This window comes from Bradyrhizobium sp. AS23.2, assembly GCF_001908185.1.
In the GTDB taxonomy this organism is placed as follows: Bacteria; Pseudomonadota; Alphaproteobacteria; order Rhizobiales; family Xanthobacteraceae; genus Bradyrhizobium.
Genome location: NZ_LGHM01000005.1, coordinates 1 through 15,766, shown reverse-complemented (window position 1 = coordinate 15,766; position 15,766 = coordinate 1). Strand labels below are relative to the sequence as shown.

Annotated in this window: 12 protein-coding genes; 5 read left to right on the top strand and 7 right to left on the bottom strand. The window is 66.1% G+C overall.

The genetic code is table 11. The features are described 5' to 3' along the window. The first annotated feature begins 26 nt into the window (after positions 1-26). Genes AC630_RS00460 through AC630_RS00440 form a run of 5 tightly spaced genes read left to right on the top strand, consistent with a single transcriptional unit; the run spans position 27 to position 5,998 of the window. Complete coding sequence (locus AC630_RS00460; RefSeq protein WP_074116551.1) at positions 27-503, top strand: formate dehydrogenase subunit gamma; 477 nt, start codon at positions 27-29, stop codon at positions 501-503. Next, entirely contained in the window at positions 500-2,056 is a 1,557-nt protein-coding gene (locus AC630_RS00455) for a formate dehydrogenase beta subunit (protein WP_074116550.1), read from the top strand. The genes AC630_RS00460 and AC630_RS00455 overlap by 4 nt, the downstream gene beginning before the upstream one ends. A gap of 10 nt (positions 2,057-2,066) precedes the next feature. Next, entirely contained in the window at positions 2,067-4,940 is a 2,874-nt protein-coding gene (fdhF, locus tag AC630_RS00450; protein WP_074116549.1) for a formate dehydrogenase subunit alpha, read from the top strand. Between the two features lie 4 nt (positions 4,941-4,944). Continuing rightward, positions 4,945-5,775 carry a formate dehydrogenase accessory sulfurtransferase FdhD gene (fdhD, locus tag AC630_RS00445; protein ID WP_074116548.1) on the top strand — a complete coding sequence of 277 codons (831 nt, stop codon included), beginning with the start codon at positions 4,945-4,947 and terminating at the stop codon, positions 5,773-5,775. Continuing rightward, entirely contained in the window at positions 5,765-5,998 is a 234-nt protein-coding gene (locus tag AC630_RS00440) for a formate dehydrogenase subunit delta (protein ID WP_074116547.1), read from the top strand. The genes fdhD and AC630_RS00440 overlap by 11 nt, the downstream gene beginning before the upstream one ends. Here the strand turns inward: AC630_RS00440 and AC630_RS00435 are convergent. The 7 genes from AC630_RS00435 to AC630_RS00405 all read right to left on the bottom strand — a co-directional run. Continuing rightward, a complete protein-coding gene (locus AC630_RS00435; RefSeq protein ID WP_074116546.1) occupies positions 5,973-8,942 on the bottom strand; it encodes a bifunctional [glutamine synthetase] adenylyltransferase/[glutamine synthetase]-adenylyl-L-tyrosine phosphorylase in 2,970 nt (989 codons plus the stop codon). The two genes, AC630_RS00440 and AC630_RS00435, sit on opposite strands and share 26 nt — an antisense overlap. After that, positions 8,939-10,399 carry a sensor histidine kinase gene (locus AC630_RS00430; protein WP_074116545.1) on the bottom strand — a complete coding sequence of 487 codons (1,461 nt, stop codon included), beginning with the start codon at positions 10,397-10,399 and terminating at the stop codon, positions 8,939-8,941. Before AC630_RS00430 ends, AC630_RS00435 begins: the two co-directional genes overlap by 4 nt. Further along, entirely contained in the window at positions 10,383-11,063 is a 681-nt protein-coding gene (locus tag AC630_RS00425) for a response regulator transcription factor (protein WP_074116584.1), read from the bottom strand. The genes AC630_RS00430 and AC630_RS00425 overlap by 17 nt, the downstream gene beginning before the upstream one ends. A gap of 276 nt (positions 11,064-11,339) precedes the next feature. Further along, positions 11,340-12,917: a Do family serine endopeptidase gene (locus AC630_RS00420; protein WP_074116544.1), complete on the bottom strand. Its 1,578-nt coding sequence runs from the start codon at positions 12,915-12,917 to the stop codon at positions 11,340-11,342. Positions 12,918-13,138: 221 nt separating this feature from the next. After that, complete coding sequence (locus tag AC630_RS00415; protein WP_074116543.1) at positions 13,139-14,482, bottom strand: methyl-accepting chemotaxis protein; 1,344 nt, start codon at positions 14,480-14,482, stop codon at positions 13,139-13,141. A gap of 144 nt (positions 14,483-14,626) precedes the next feature. Next, entirely contained in the window at positions 14,627-15,109 is a 483-nt protein-coding gene (locus tag AC630_RS00410) for a cytochrome c-type biogenesis protein (protein ID WP_074116542.1), read from the bottom strand. A 4-nt stretch (positions 15,110-15,113) separates the two neighbouring features. Next, positions 15,114-15,766: cytochrome c-type biogenesis CcmF C-terminal domain-containing protein (locus AC630_RS00405; protein WP_283808373.1), on the bottom strand; the 653-nt coding region annotated here is incomplete at its 5' end.

Here is a 15,766-nt window from a genome sequence, read left to right as displayed (position 1 = left end):
GGACGCTCTGGTTGAGAACGAAAAAAATGACAGCGGTTTACGAGCCTTGGGACGAGACGCGCGGCGCCGAAATCATCGCCGAACATGCCAAGCAAGAAGGTGCAACGCTCGTCGTCCTGCACGCCCTTCAAGAGGCATTCGGATATGTGCCGGAGGCGGCCATTCCGATGGTCGCGCAGGCGCTGAACCTGTCGCGCGCCGAAGTCCACGGCGTGTTCACATTCTACCATGATTTCAGGCACAAGCCTGCCGGCCGCCATGTGCTGAAGCTTTGCCGTGCCGAGGCCTGCCAGGCTGCGGGCGGCGATGCGCTGGCTGCGCGCGCGGAGGCAAGGCTTGGCGTATCGCTCGGCAACACCACCGCAGATGATCGCGTCACGCTGGAGCCGATCTACTGCCTCGGGCTGTGCGCGACCGCGCCGTCTGCGATGCTCGATGGTCGCCTCATCGGACGGCTCGACGAGAAGCGCCTTGATGCACTGGTTGCGGAGGCACAGCGATGAGCATGCGTCTCTTCGTCTCACGCGATGCGGGTGCGGTTGCTGTTGGCGCCGACGAGGTTGCATTGGCGCTCGAACAGGCTGCGGCCAAGCGTGGCGTGACGGTCGAGATCGTCAGGACCGGCTCGCGCGGCATGTATTGGCTGGAGCCGCTGGTCGAGGTCGCAACGCCGCAGGGCCGGATCGCCTTCGGCCCGGTCACCGAGGCCGATGTGCCCTCCCTGCTCGATGCGCTCGCCAGCAATACACCGCATCTGCTGCGATTAGGAGCGACTGACGAGATCCCCTGGCTGAAGCGCCAGACCCGCCTCACCTTCGCGCGCTGCGGCGTGATCGACCCGCGCTCGCTCGAGGACTATCGCGCCCATGGCGGCTACAAGGGCCTGGAGCGCGCGCTGTCGCTGGGCTCGGACGCGATCCTCGACGAAGTCACAGCATCAGGCCTGCGTGGCCGCGGCGGCGCAGGCTTCCCGACCGGCATCAAGTGGAAAACGGTCGCCCAGGCGAAGGCCGATCGCAAGTTCATCGTCTGCAACGCCGACGAAGGCGACAGCGGTACGTTTGCTGACCGCATGATTATGGAAGGCGATCCCTTCCTCGTCATCGAGGGTATGACGACCGCCGGCATCACCGTGGGCGCGACCAAGGGCTACATTTACATCCGCAGCGAATATCCGCACGCTGCCGAGGCGATGAACGCCGCGATCGTGGCTGCGAAGCGCGGCGGCTGTCTCGGCGACAGGATCGGCGGCTCCACATACAGCTTCGACCTCGAAGTGCGCGTCGGCGCAGGCGCCTATGTCTGCGGCGAGGAAACCTCGCTGCTGGAGAGCCTCGAAGGCCGCCGCGGCATCGTACGCGCGAAGCCGCCGCTGCCCGCGCATCACGGCCTGTTCGGCAAGCCGACCGTCATCAACAACGTGCTGTCGTTCGCCGCCATCCCCTTCATCCTCGCCGAAGGCGCCAAGGCCTATGCGGATTTTGGCATGGGCCGTTCCCGCGGCACGATGCCGATCCAGCTCGCCGGTAACATCCGCCATGGCGGACTGTTCGAGACGGCGTTCGGCGTGACGCTCGGCGAGCTCGTCGACGACATCGGTGGCGGAACGTTCACGGGCCGCCCGGTCCGTGCGGTGCAGGTCGGCGGTCCACTCGGCGCCTACTTCCCGCGCGCGCTGTTCGACACGCCGTTCGACTACGAGGCCTTTGCCGCGCGTGACGGCCTGATCGGCCATGGCGGTATCGTCGTGTTCGACGACAGCGTCGACATGCGCAAGCAGGCGCGTTTCGCGATGGAGTTCTGCGCGATCGAATCCTGCGGCAAGTGCACGCCCTGCCGCATCGGCTCGACCCGGGGCGTCGAGACCATCGAGAAGATCATCAACGGCGAGCGCGTGAGCGAAAACCTCGCGCTCGTCGAGGACCTCTGCAACACCATGAAGTTCGGCTCGCTCTGCGCACTCGGCGGCTTCACGCCCTACCCGGTGCTCAGCGCATTGAAGCATTTCCGGGAGGATTTCGTCCCGGCGCCGACCACGCTTCAGGCCGCGGAATAGGAGAGCGAAAATGTCTCTGATCGAGGAAATCGACTTCGGCACGCCCCGCTCCAAATCGGAAACGATGGTGAGGCTGACCATCGACGGCAAGCAGGTCTCGGTGCCCGAGGGGACCTCGATCATGCGCGCGGCGATGGACGCCGGCCACCAGATCCCAAAGCTCTGCGCGACCGACATGGTCGACGCCTTCGGCTCCTGCCGCCTCTGCCTCGTCGAGATCGAGGGACGCGCCGGCACGCCGGCCTCCTGCACCACGCCGGTGATGAACGGCCTTGTCGTGCGCACCCAGACCGAGCGGCTGAAGAAGCTGCGCAAGGGCGTGATGGGGCTCTACATCTCCGACCATCCGCTTGACTGTCTCACCTGCGGCGCCAACGGCGATTGCGAATTGCAGGACATGGCCGGTGCCGTCGGCCTACGCGACGTCCGCTACGGCTATGAGGGCGAGAATCACGTCTTCGCCAAGTCCAACGGCGATGTGAATCCCGCCTGGATGCCGAAGGACGAGTCCAACCCCTACTTCACCTACGATCCCTCCAAGTGCATCGTCTGCTCGCGCTGCGTCCGCGCCTGCGAGGAAGTGCAAGGCACCTTCGCGCTGACGATTTCAGGTCGCGGCTTCGACAGCCGCGTCTCGGCCGGCATGAGCGAGAGTTTCCTCGGCTCCGAATGCGTCTCCTGCGGCGCCTGCGTGCAGGCCTGCCCGACTGCGACGCTGACGGAAAAGTCGGTGATCGAGATCGGCCAGCCCGAGCACTCCGTCGTCACCACCTGCGCCTATTGCGGGGTCGGTTGCGCTTTCAAGGCCGAGATGCGCGGCGAGGAAGTCGTGCGCATGGTGCCCTGGAAGGACGGCAAGGCCAATCGCGGCCATTCCTGTGTCAAGGGCCGCTTCGCATGGGGCTACACCAACCACAAGGAACGTATCCTCAAGCCGATGATCCGCGAGCGGATCGAGGATCCATGGCGCGAGGTATCCTGGGATGAGGCGTTCTCGTTCGCCGCCACCAAGATGCGCGGCATCCAGAAAAAATACGGCCGCGATGCCATCGGCGGCATCACCTCGTCCCGCTGCACCAACGAGGAAACCTATCTGGTGCAGAAGCTGATCCGCGCCGGCTTCGGCAACAACAATGTCGACACCTGCGCCCGCGTCTGCCACTCGCCGACCGGCTATGGCCTCGCCACCACCTTCGGGACCTCTGCCGGCACGCAGGATTTCGACTCGGTCGAGGAGACCGATGTCGTCGTAATCATCGGCGCCAACCCAGCCTCGGCGCACCCGGTGTTCGCCTCGCGGCTGAAGAAGCGGCTGCGCCAGGGCGCAAAGCTGATCGTGATCGATCCGCGCCGCACCGAGATGGTGGAATCACCCCATGTGAAGGCGCTGCACCTGCCCCTGATGCCCGGCACCAACGTCGCTGTCATGACGGCGCTGGCGCATGTCATCGTCACCGAGGGCCTCGTCAACGAAGCCTTCGTGCGCGAGCGCTGCGACCGGAGCGAGTTCGAGGAATGGGCGGCCTTCGTCGCCCAGCCGAACAACGGCCCGGAGGCCACCGCTATCCTCACCGGCGTCGATCCCAAGGCGCTGCGCGAGGCAGCGCGCACCTACGCCACCGGCGGCAACGGCGCGATCTATTACGGGCTCGGCGTCACCGAGCACAGCCAGGGCTCCACGACCGTGATCGCTATCGCCAACCTCGCGATGGCGACCGGCAATATCGGCCGCCCCGGCGTCGGCGTGAACCCGCTGCGCGGCCAGAACAACGTGCAGGGCTCCTGCGACATGGGCTCCTTCCCACACGAGCTCCCCGGCTACCGCCACATCGCGGACGATGCCGTGCGCGAGCAGTTCGAGGCGATGTGGGACGTCAAGCTCAACCCGGAGCCGGGCCTGCGCATTCCCAACATGTTCGACGCCGCGATCGACGGCACGTTCATGGGGATTTATGTGCAGGGCGAGGACATCCTCCAGTCCGATCCGAACACCTCCCACGTCGTGGCGGCGCTGTCGGCGATGGAATGCGTCATCGTTCACGACCTTTTCCTGAACGAGACCGCGAACTACGCCCACGTCTTCCTGCCCGGCTCGAGCTTCCTCGAGAAGGACGGCACCTTCACCAACGCCGAGCGCCGCATCCAGCGCGTGCGCAAGGTGATGACGCCGAAGAACGGCATGGCCGACTGGGAGGTCACGATCGCGCTCGCCACGGCCATGGGCTTCGAGATGAAATACAATCATCCCTCCGAGATCATGGACGAGATCGCGGCGCTGACGCCGACCTTCGCCGGCGTCTCCTACGCCAAGCTCGAAGAGGTCGGCTCGGTGCAGTGGCCCTGCAACGAGAAGGCGCCCGAGGGTACGCCGGTGATGCACATCGACGGCTTCGTTCGCGGCAAGGGCAAATTCGTCGTCACTGAGTATATCGCGACCGACGAGCGGACCGGCCCGCGCTATCCGCTGCTGCTGACCACGGGCCGCATCCTCAGCCAGTACAATGTCGGCGCGCAGACCCGGCGCACCGAGAACGTGGTCTGGCATGCCGAGGACCGGCTGGAGATCCATCCGCACGATGCCGAGCAGCGCGGCGTGCGCGACGGCGACTGGGTGCGGCTGAAGAGCCGCGCCGGCGAGACCACACTCCGCGCGGAGATCACCGACCGCGTCGCGCCCGGCGTCGTCTACACCACCTTCCACCACCCGGACACGCAGGCCAACGTCATCACCACCGACTATTCGGACTGGGCGACCAACTGTCCCGAATACAAGGTCACGGCGGTGCAGGTCTCGCCCTCGAACGGCCCGTCGGACTGGCAGAAGGCCTATGACGCGCAGGCGCGGCAATCCCGCCGCATCGCGCCGGCCGAGGCCGCGGAGTAGCAGCATGCATGTGCCGGTTCAGACCATCGACCGCGAGATCTGGCGCGACGGTGTCGCGTCCGAAGGGAGGCGGCTGATCCCGGAGGAGACGCCGCTGGCGCTGACCTATAATGGCGGCACCTACGCCGTCATGATGGGAACGCCGCAGAACCTGGAGGACTTCGCCGTCGGCTTCAGCTTGAGCGAAGGTATCGTCAAATCGGCCGACGACGTCCGGTCGCTCGAGGTAGTCCGCCTCGACGACGGCATCGAGTTGCGCATGTGGCTTGCGCCGGAAGAGGCCGCGCGCATCAGCGAGCGCCGTCGCCACATCGCCGGCCCGACCGGCTGCGGCATCTGCGGCATCGAGTCCATTGCCGAAGCCGTGCGGCCAGCAGCCGTCGTGCCGCAGGGGCAGACCTTCACGCCCGAGCAGATCATGATGGCGATGCAGGCCATCGCGCCGCTGCAATCGATCAACCGCCAAACCCGCGCCGTTCACGCCGCCGCGTTCTGGTCCCCTGCCAAGGATGGCATCGTCACATTGCGCGAGGATGTCGGCCGCCACAACGCGCTCGACAAGGTCGCCGGAGCCCTGGCGCGCAACCGGACGGATGCAGCCGGCGGCATGGTGCTGCTGACGAGCCGCGTCTCGGTGGAGATGGTTCAGAAGACCGCAGCGATCGGCGCACCGGTGATGGTCGCGGTCTCCGCGCCCACCGCTCTCGCGGTCCGCACGGCGGAAGCCGCCGGAATCACGCTGATCGCCGTTGCCCGCCAGGACGGGTTCGAAGTGTTTTCGCATGGCAGCCGGGTTGTCCGCCGCCATGCCGAGGAGGTTGCCGATGTCGCCTGACCGCCTGATCTACATGGCCAACCAGATCGGCACGTTCTTCCGCAGCCAGGGGCACGACAAGGCCGTGCCGGGAATTGCCGAGCACATCAAGAAATTCTGGGATCCCCGGATGAAGCGCGCGATCTTCGCTCATCTTGACGCGGGCGGCGCGGGCCTGGATGCGCCCGTGCTCGAAGCCCTCACGTCGCTGAAGCAGGCTACGTCCCTTCCAGAAGCGCGCTGAACACCCGCCGCACCTCGCCCTGCGTCTCCTTCACACGTGCCTCCAGCGACGAGAAATCCGGCGCATCGCCGGCGCGTGCCATCACGCGCTGGAGATCGGTGCCGGCAGTTTCCGGCTTGAAGCGGTCGCTGACGCAGAGCCGCAGGATCTGCGTCAGATCGTGATAGAGCCGCGCTGCGGCGCGGAGGATCTCGGCCTCCGAATGCGGGAGCACGCCGAGCTTGGCGGCATTGTCCAGCACCTGCATCGTACTGATGTCGAGAATCTCCGGCTTGTCATGGGCGTGCACGAGCTGGAGATATTGCGCGATGAAGTCGATGTCGACCATGCCGCCGGCGGCATATTTGAGATCCCAATGGTCGCTCTCGCCCTTCTCCTGTGCGATCGCGCGCCGCATGTCGGCGACATCGTTGGCGATGATGCCCTTGTCGCGGCGACGGGTCAGGACCTCGCGGATGATGCCCTCGATCCGCTCGCGGAATTCAGGAGAGGCCGACACCACGCGGGCGCGCGTCAGGGCCATGTGCTCCCAGGTCCAGGCCTCGTTGGCCTGGTAGTCCGCGAAGGAGGCAAGGCTCGAGGCCACGGGGCCGGCGCGCCCCGACGGGCGCAGCCGCATGTCGATCTCGTAGAGCACGCCGTAATTGGTGCGCGTGGTGAAGGCACTGATCAGGCGCTGGGTGAAGCGCGCGAAGTAGTGTGCCCCCTGCAGCGACTTCGGCCCATCCGAGTCCGGATCTTCGCTGTCGAAATCGTAGAGCAGGATCAGGTCGAGATCGGATGAAGCGGTCATCTCGCGGCTGCCGAGGCGGCCCATTGCGATGATCGCGGTCTCCTGCCCCTTGATCCGGCCGTGCTGGGCGGCAAAGCGATCGGCGACGAGACCATGCACCGTATGGACGATGCCTTCGGCGACGTCCGCAAAAGCCGTGCTCGCCTGCTGCGCCGAAACCGTGCCGGAGAGGATTCGCGTGCCGATCAGGAACAGGCTCTCCTGCCCGAACAGGCGCAGGCGATCGAGGAACTCTTCATAGGAGCCGGCATCCTGCACGGTGGCCGCGAGCCGCGCCGACAACTCGTGCCTGTCGGGCATCGCGCCGAAGAAGCGCGGATCGATCAGGCCGTCCATGAGCTGCGGCTTCCGCGCCAGCATCTCACCGAGCCGCGGCGCCGCGCCCAGCACCAGCGCCACGAGCGCGACGAGATCGCGGTTCTGGCCAAGCAGCGTGATCAGCCGGCCGCCGCGTTGCAACGCCTGGAGGAATTGATCGAACGCAACGACGGCGCGGTCCGGCTCTTCGGCATGCGCAAGACCGTCGATCAGCGCCGGCACGAATTCGACGAAAGCACTTCGCGTCTGATCGTTACGGAACACACGGTACTCGCCGGTGATCCAGTCGCGGACCGTCTGCGCGACGGCGGCCGGCTTCTTGAAGCCCAGCATCGTCAAATATTGCAGCAGGCGCGGATCGTCGGGACCTGCGCTGTAATCGAGCGCCGGCAGTTTCGCCGTCCCGGTCGGATCGTCGCCCTCGAACAGCTTTTCGTAGTGTCCCTGGACGATCTCGAGCTGCCGCAGCAGATCACGGGCAAAAGCCTCGCGGTTTGCATAGCCGAAGAAGCAGGCAAAGCGCTCGACCGCCTCCTTCTCCTCGGGCAGCGCATGGGTCTGCTCGTCAGCGATCATCTGGATGCGGTGCTCGACCCGGCGCAGGAATTCATACGCCGTCGTCAGTTCGTCGCGCGCCGCAGAGGTGATCCAGTTGCTGGACGCGAGAATGTCGAGCGCAGCCAGCGTCGGCCGCACCCGCAATTCCGGATGACGGCCGCCGGCGATCAACTGCTGCGTCTGCGCGAAGAACTCGATCTCGCGGATGCCGCCGCGACCGACCTTGACGTTGTGGCCCTCGACCGCGATCTCGCTCTGGCCGCGATAGGTCTGCATCTGCCGCTTCATGTCGTGGACGTCGGCAAGTGCGGCGAAGTCGAGATGCTTGCGCCAGACGAAGGGCGCGATTTCGGCGAGCAGCGCCTCGCCCGCCCTGGGATCGCCGGCACAGGCACGCGCCTTGATCATCGCCGCGCGCTCCCAGGTGCGCCCCTCCCGCTCGTAGTAGTTCAGCGCGGCGTCCCGGGAGATCGCCACCTGCGTCGAGGATGGATCGGGGCGCAGCCGCAGATCGACACGGAAGACGTAGCCGTCATAGGTGCGCTGCTGGAGGATGCGTGCCATCCCCTGCGTCACCCGGACGAAGAACGGTTGCGGCTCGATATCCGGCGCCAGCGTCGTGGCCTCGGGATCGAAGAACACGATGAGATCGATATCGCTGGAATAGTTCAGCTCGCCCGCACCCATCTTGCCCATCGCGAGCACGATCAGGCCGCAGCCCTCCTCGGGCGCCTCGGAGTTGGGCGGCGCGAGCTTTCCACGTGCGGCTTCCTGCCGCAGCAGGTACTGGAGCGCCGCCTGCACCGAGGAGACCGCGACGTCGGTCAGCGCCGCGGTCACCCGCATCACCGGCCAGACCCCGCCGATGTCGCACAGCGCGGTCAGGAGCGCCGCCTCCGCCTTCATGCGGCGGAGCCGCCGCATCACTTCGGCCTCGTCAGCCGCCGCGAGCACCGCGCCCCTCGCCTCCGCGATCAGCGCCGGCAGATGCGCATCCGGATCGCATTCGAGCAGCCGGATCAGGCGCAGGGCATCGACGCGCACCAGATCGAATAGATAGGGCGAGAATTCCGCGATGCCGGCCAGGATATCTCGCGCGAAGGGATGGGCCAGCAGGGCCTCGAGACGCGCCGATTGTGCCGGCTCGAGCTCGGCCAGCCAGGTCTCAAAACGTCGTTCGTCGGTTGCGGACGCGGCAATATGGGGAGCCTCCGCGAAGCGCGCGGCCAGTCTCTCACCATGCTTGTCCGCGTATCCCGGCGCGGAGTGGTTCATGCCACCTTCTGTGGCACATCCTGCATTGGAGGGGCAACCCTGTCGCCGGCACCGGCGCGCACCGGGAGCACCAGCGTAACCACGAGACCGGGATGGGCGTCACCCAGCCGCAATTCGCCACCATGCAGCGTTGCAACTGCCGAGGCCAGGCTGAGGCCGAGGCCGGAGCCCGGCAGCGTGCGGCTGGCCTCCAGCCGCACGAATCGCTCGATGGCATGCTTGCGGTCGGCTTCGGGGATGCCGGGACCTCGATCCGTGACGCTGAGCAACACCTGATCGCCCTCGCGCCTCGCTTCGATCATGATCTGCCGGGCGTCCATGCTGACCACGGTTCCGCCCGTCTGCGCGACCGGCTTGCCGTATTTGATCGCATTCTCGACAAGGTTGGCGAGCGCCTGACTGATCAACTCGCGGTTGGCGTGAACCGGCGTCGGCTCAGCCTTGACCTGCAGGCTCATGCCGTCGTCCTCGGCGAGCGGCTCGTAAAGCTCGTGGATGCCATTGGCGACATCGGCGGCGTCGAAATCATCCATATTGCCGCGCGCCTGTCCGGACTCGGCGCGCGCGATCATCAGCAGCGCGTTGAAGGTGCGGATCAGCCCGTCGGACTCCTCGATAGTCCGCTCCAGCGCGGCGCGGTAATCGGCCTCGCCGCCGGATTTCGCCAAGGCCTCCTCGGCGCGGTTGCGCAAGCGCGTCAGCGGCGTCTTGAGGTCGTGGGCGATGTTGTCGGAGACTTCCTTCAGCCCCACCATCAGCGCCTCGATCCGCTCCAGCATGGCGTTGAGATTCTCGGCGAGTCGGTCAAGCTCGTCGCCGCTGCGCCCCACGGGCAGGCGCTCGCTGAGGTCGCCGGTCATGATGCGGTGAGCGGTGCCGGTCATCGCATCGATGCGCGTGAGCACACGGCGCGCCACGAAGATACCGCCGCCCAGTCCCAGGACGACCACGATCAGGATCGACCATTGCGCGGCCTTGGCGACGATGCCGAACAGGCGCCGCCGCTCGTCGAGGTCGCGACCAATCAGGAGCCGGAAACCGTTCTCGAGTTCGGTGACGCGCACCAATGCACGGTGATCGCGTTCGTCCGTGTCCTCGATCCGCCGATAGGCCGTCTCCGACCAGCCTGCCGTCGCCATCACGCCGGGCGCCAGCGAGCCGACATTGCCGGCGATCGCCTGCCCGGTCGGCGTGGTCACGAGGTAGAGATTGGCGCCCGGCCGCAGGGCCCGATACTCGATCGTGCGCACGAGGCCGACCAGGCCGCGGCGGCCGTAGATCTCGTTGATCTCCGAGGTCTCGGCATTCACCGTCTGCGTGATCTCTTCGGTGATCAGCCGGCGCGTATTCCACGCGAAATAGCCGAGCAGCGAGGCCGCGAATATCGCGAACAGCAGCAGATAGACCAGCGTCAGCCGGAACGCCGTGGTGCGGATGAGTTTACCGAATGCCGTCACGGATCATGTACCCGGCGCCGCGGATCGTGTGCAACAGCGGCCGCTCAAAGCCCTTGTCGATCTTGGAGCGGAGCCGCGAAATGTGCACGTCGATCACGTTGGTCTGCGGATCGAAATGATAGTCCCAGACGTTTTCCAAAAGCATGGTGCGAGTCACCACCTGGCCGGCATGCTTCATCAGGTATTCGAGCAGGCGGAATTCGCGCGGCTGGAGCGTCAGCTCGTCCTTGCCGCGGGCGACGCGATGGGAGAGCCGGTCGAGCTCGAGATCGCCGACGCGGTAGAGCGTGTCCTCGGCCGGACCGCCGCGCCGGCGCGACAGCACCTCGACCCGGGCCAGGAGCTCGGCGAAGGAATAGGGTTTTGGCAGATAGTCGTCGCCGCCGGCGCGCAGGCCCTTGATGCGGTCGTCGACCTGCCCGAGCGCGGAGAGAATCAGCACCGGCGTGGCGTTGTCCTTGTCGCGGAGCGCGCCGATCAGCGACAAGCCGTCACGCTTGGGCAGCATGCGGTCGACCACCAGCACGTCGTAATCGCCGTTCTCGGCCATGGCGAGGCCTTCCTCGCCGTCGGCGGCGTGATCGGCAATGTGTCCGACTTCGCGAAACGCCTTCACGAGGTAATCGGCGGATTCGCGGTCGTCTTCGATGATGAGGAGGCGCATCGTGCGTTCGGCGGCGGTCAAGGGGGGTCAACCTTCTCTGAACATGGCGCGAGCAGCAATCGCATGCAAGCCGAGCGGAAGAATCTCGGAACGAGAAAGAGGCGGGCGGTGAAGCTGGGGGGACCTCACCGCCCTAGTCCTTCCGACGGAGGGGGGCGTAATTCCACCGGAAGGTAGGCGGGGGAAGCGAACATTGCGCTGCTTCCCCGAAGGGCGTCGGCGGCGGGGGCGACTAATGCCGGCGACACCCTTCATCTCGTAAGCCTCCTGAAGGCCTTAGCCCTTGGCGATGGGCACGGCGACGAAGCGCGACTGGCCGCCGCTCTTCACGCGCATCAGGACGCTGTTCTTGTTGTCGGTCCGCGCCGCATTGATGGCTTCGCGGACGTCGCCGGCCGTGCTCACGCTCTTGCCGCCGACCTCGAGAATCACGTCGCCTTCCTTGAAGCCGCGTTCGGCCGCGGCGCTCTTCGGATCGACTTCGGTGACCACGACGCCTTCCTTGCCGGCGCCGGCCACGGAATTGGCGGGCGCAACGGTCATGCCGAGCTTGGGCACGTCGGTACCCCGGTTCGCACCCTTGCCGCTGTCATTATCGGTGTCCGCCTTGGCCTCGACCGTGTTCGGCAGCTGGCCGAGGGTGAGGTTCACGACCTTGTCCTGGCCCTTGTGGAGCACGTTGAGCTTCACGGTCGCGCCGGGTGCCATGCCGCCGATGGTACGGGCAAGCTCGCGGGCGTCCTTGACGGACTCACCGTTGACCGAGGTGATCACGTCGCCGGACTCGATGCCGGCCTTCGCAGCCGGACCATTCGCCTGCGGCTCCGCCACCAGCGCGCCTTCGGCCTTCTTCATGCCGAGGCTGTCGGCGATATCGGACGTCACCGGCTGAATCTGCACGCCGATCCAGCCGCGGCTGACCGAGCCCTTGTCCTTGAGCTGCGCCACAACGCTCTTCACGGTGTTGGCCGGGATCGAGAACGCGATGCCGACGCTGCCGCCGGAGGGCGAGTAGATCGCGGTGTTGACGCCCATCACTTCACCGTCGGTGTTGAAGGCCGGACCGCCGGAATTGCCCTTGTTCACGGGCGCGTCGATCTGGATGAAATCGTCATACGGACCATTGCCGATGTCGCGACCGCTCGCCGAGACGATGCCCGCGGTCACGGTGCCGCCGAGGCCGAAGGGATTGCCGACCGCCAGCACCCAGTCGCCGATTCGCGGCTTGCTGTCGGCGAGCTTGGCAAACGGGAAGTTCGAGCCGCCCTCGACCTTGATCAAGGCGAGGTCGGTGCGCTGGTCGGTGCCGATCACCTTGGCGCTGTAAGTCTTGCCGTCGTCGGTCGTGACCTCGACCTTGTCGGCGCCGTCGACCACGTGGTTGTTGGTCACCGCAAAGCCGTCAGCCGAGATGAAGAAGCCGGAGCCCTGGCCCTGCACGACGCGGCCACGACCACCCTTCAGGCCCGGAAAACCATCCGGACCGCCGAAGCGGCGGAAGAAGCGCTCCATCGGCGAGCCCGGCTGGAACGGCGAGGACTCGTCGTCACCGCTGTCGTTGCTGGCCGTCTTCTCCTTGATGTTGACCTTCACCGAGATCACCGAGGGCTTCACGCGCTCGACGATGTCAGCGAAACCGATCGGGCGTTCGACCTTGCGAACCTCGTTGTTGACCTGCGCATGCGCCGGGCTCGAGAACAGGTCGGCCGGTGACATCGACGGGCTGAAGCCGTAGACGGCGGCGCCGAAACCGGCGACGACCGAAGCCATCAGCGCGATCTTGCGGGCCGAGAAAACCGACCGGCGCGGCTGCCGGTAGGACGGAAGATTCGAGAGGTCGTGACGGTCGGTCATGCAGAGATCTCCAGGGCCTTGAATTCCTTTTGGTGCTGGATGCCAGCACCTTACGACCTGAAGATGGGGGCTCCCGCCTTACCGTGCGCTGGCGGCGGGGTTAAACTTTTGTAATGAAGGGCCGCCCAGATGCGGCAGTTTATCACACGCCAAAAGTCGCGGTGTTACAGGAACTTAATCAAGTTCCGGTGATGGCCGCGGAACGACGCTCTTGGCAGGTCTCAGCTTGCCCTGACGCTGACAATGAACTCGTCGACTTCCCGCTTGAGGGTCTCGGCCTGCCGCGACAAGTCGACGGCAGAATCCCGCGCCTCGGCGGCCATGCGTCCGGTCTCCGCCGAGGTCGAGGTGATCTGGACGATGTGATTGGAGACGTCCAGCGTTCCGTGCGCGGCATCCTGCGCGCTGCGGGTGATGTCCTGCGTGGCGTTGCGCTGCTGGGCGGTGTCGACCTCGATACCGGACATGATCGACGAGATCTCCGACAGCGTCTTCGAGATGCCGTCGATCGCACCGCGTGTCTCCGCGGTGATGCCCTGGATGCTCGCGACATGGGAGGTGATCTCCTCCGTCGCCTTGCTGGTCTGGTGCGCAAGGCTCTTCACTTCGGAGGCGACCACGGCAAAGCCCTTGCCGGCCTCCCCTGCCCGCGCCGCCTCGATGGTGGCGTTGAGCGCGAGCAGATTGGTCTGCGATGCGATCGCCTGCACGAGCTGCACGACTTCGCCGATCTTGTCGGCGGCATCCGACAGCGTGTGAATGGTGTCGCGGCTCTTCTCGGCTTGCGTCGCTGCGCCTTCCGCGCGCTGGGTCGCATCCGTGACGCGGCGGCTGATCGTGCCGATTGAATTCGTCATCTCCTCGGCGGAGCCCGCGACCGTCTGGACGCTGGCGCTGGCCTGGCTCGAGGCGCTTGCGACCGCATTGGCCTTGGTGCTGGTGTCGTTGGCGGTCCGCGACAGCGTCTCGGCGTTGCTCTTCAGATGCACGGCCGACGACGCCACGCTGTCGACGACGCTGGCGACGAGATCGTTGAAGCGCTTGATCCGCGCGTCGAGGAATTTCGACCGCTCGGCCTGGTGCTGCGCTTCGTGCAGCTGCTGTTCGGTGAGATGGCGCCGCTCGAGGCCATTGGTCTTGAAGACCTCGAGCGCACCGGCGAGCAGGCCGATCTCGTTGGTGCCGCCGAGCCCCGGAACGGGCGTCTCGAATTTCTGGTCCGCGACCTCGCGCATGGCATGAACGATCGCCGCCAAGGGACTGAGGATGCCGTTGCGCACGGCAAACCAGGTGGTGAGGCAGATCGCGACGGCGACCACCGCGATCACGCCGCACGCGACCAGGAAATAGGAGTACGCGGCCTGCGCCTGTTGGTAGATCTGGATCGCATGGTCGCGCGCAGGGCCGCTCAGCGCGGCGAAGTCGGACGACAGGCTGGTGATCTCGTTGTTGAGATAGAGCACCGCGACGAAGCCGGTCCCACCGCCGATCCCCAGCAGGAACAATAATGCCGCGACGACGGCGCCGACCAGGAAGCGGATCGTCAGATTGCTGTTCGTGAACATCGCCGAGGACTCAAAGTCTGGAATCGAATCTCGCGACAAGCTTCCAGACAAAGGTCAACAGAGCATGAACCGAGCTGCGTGGTGCGGCTTACGTATCATTACGTAGCCAGGACGGCTTGGCGTCGCTAGGAAGACTTGGCTTCGCTAGGAAGACTTGGCTTCGTCCGACATCAATGCAGCGAGCCGCGCTTCTTCGTCGGGCGTAAGCGGCGGAGCTGGTACATCTGCACCGCTCCGCGAGCGCCGCCGGATCTGCAGCCACAGCGCCAGGCCGCCGCCGATCAGCAGCAGAGGTGCGAGCAGCCACAGCAGCATGGTCTGGCGCTCGAAGCGCGGCTTGAGCAGCACGAACTCGCCATAGCGGGCGACCAGAAAGTCGAGCACCTGCGAATTGCTGTCGCCGGCGGCGATACGCTCGCGCACCAGGAGCCGCAAATCCCGCGCGAGCGGCGCGTCGGAATCGTCGATCGACTGGTTCTGGCAGACCATGCAGCGCAGCTCGCGCGACAGTTCTCTCGCGCGCGCTTCCTTCGCGGGGTCCGACATGATCTCGTCGGGCTGCACGGCGTAGGCCGCAGGCCCGGCCAGCAGCATCAGTGCGACAAGCACGGTCATCATCCGACGCATCGGATCACTCCGCCGGCTGCAGGCGTTGCTTGGCCCGCGCCGGTTTCGGCGCGCCAACGCGCAAACGCCGGTCGGACAGCGACAACACGCCGCCGAAGGCCATCAGCACGGGTCCCCACCAGATCAGGAGCACCAGTGGCTTGTGATAGATGCGCACGGCGATAGCACCGTCGGCGGTGGCGTCGCCGAGGGAAATGTAGAGCTGGCTCGCGCCGCGGGTCAGCAAAGCGGCCTCGGTCGTCGACGAGCCGCGCGTGGTGAAGCTGCGTTTGGACGGCGTCATGACGCTCAGTGGCTCGCCGTCGCGGCTGATGTTGAATTCGGCGATCATCTCGCGGTAGTTCGGCCCTTGGCGCTGGAACAGTCCGTCGAGCTTCAGATCATAGCCGGCGACATGGGCGACGTCGTTCTGCTTCATCGTCGCGATGTATTCGCTGTTCCAGGTGGTCTCGCAGACGATCCCGATCAGCGCGATACCGAGGCCGGCATGTGCGAACGCCGTGCCCCAGGCCGAGCGCGGCAGGCCGCGCGCCCGGTGCAGCGCTGTTGCGAACGGCAGACGGACCAGACCCGTCCGCTCGACGACGTCGGTGACGGCGCCGGCGATCACGAAGATGCCAAGTCCGATTGCGATCGGCGCCAGCGCGCTGCCGCCGC